1 protein-coding gene and 1 pseudogene are annotated in these 789 nt (G+C 38.4%); both read right to left on the reverse strand.

The window, feature by feature from the left end:
• A pseudogene (locus FD09_RS15565) lies at window positions 1-254 on the reverse strand (NAD(P)/FAD-dependent oxidoreductase); the annotation flags it as partial.
• Between the two features lie 152 nt (window positions 255-406).
• On the reverse strand, window positions 407-789 hold a 383-nt coding region (locus tag FD09_RS15570; protein WP_057822565.1), incomplete at its 5' end, for an MFS transporter.

Genomic DNA, 789 nt, shown 5'->3' on the forward strand with positions numbered 1-789 from the left:
TCTACATTGGCAGTCCAATCCAGCTTTAAGTCACCATTTACAATGCCATCAAGGCGTTCTTGGTGGCGTAAAAGTTGAACCGGGTTGTCCAGCGTAATTTTCGCGTTGCATCCACGGTTTGGACAAGTTCCCCCGATTTTGTCCGCTTCGATAATGGCGACTTTTTTACCACTATTAGCTAGTGGAACCGCCCCGTCGAAGGCACCATGCCCCGCGCCTAAGTACAAAACATCAAATTGATAACTTTCAGTCATTTAATTACCTCCATCCTAAATTTAGGTGAATAAATAATTACCATTGTTGGCACGAGCATAGCAGAGGATAGGTGCGAGTTGCAAGCGATTGCAACTGAAGAGAACAAAAAGCAATCCTTAACTTTAAATAAGGATTGCTAAAAAATATCTTACTAACGTTTTAATGATTTAATCGATAGCATTGAAATACCACCAATCAAGGAAAAAATAAATGAAACAATAAAAATTCCAGAATAACCAAAAAGACTTATGACGGCAGCGGCTAAAACGGGTGCGATAGCTTGTGTAATTGTATTACCTAAGTTGTAAACACCTAAGAAAAATGCAACACGATTTTGATCGGGGATAACTTTTAAGTTTAATAAATTATCAAGTGCGTTCCATAAGCCCATTCCTAAACCGGCAGCTAAGGCGTAAAGAATAATACCAGTATTATTTCTTAAGAAGAACAGGGAGAGACCTGCAATTGCTAATAAGATAGTTGAGAGACCTACTGGTAATTTCAGTATTTTAAATTTATTAGATAGTGGCCCAG

It is taken from the genome of Schleiferilactobacillus perolens DSM 12744, from assembly GCF_001435585.1.
GTDB lineage: Bacteria > Bacillota > Bacilli > Lactobacillales > Lactobacillaceae > Schleiferilactobacillus > Schleiferilactobacillus perolens.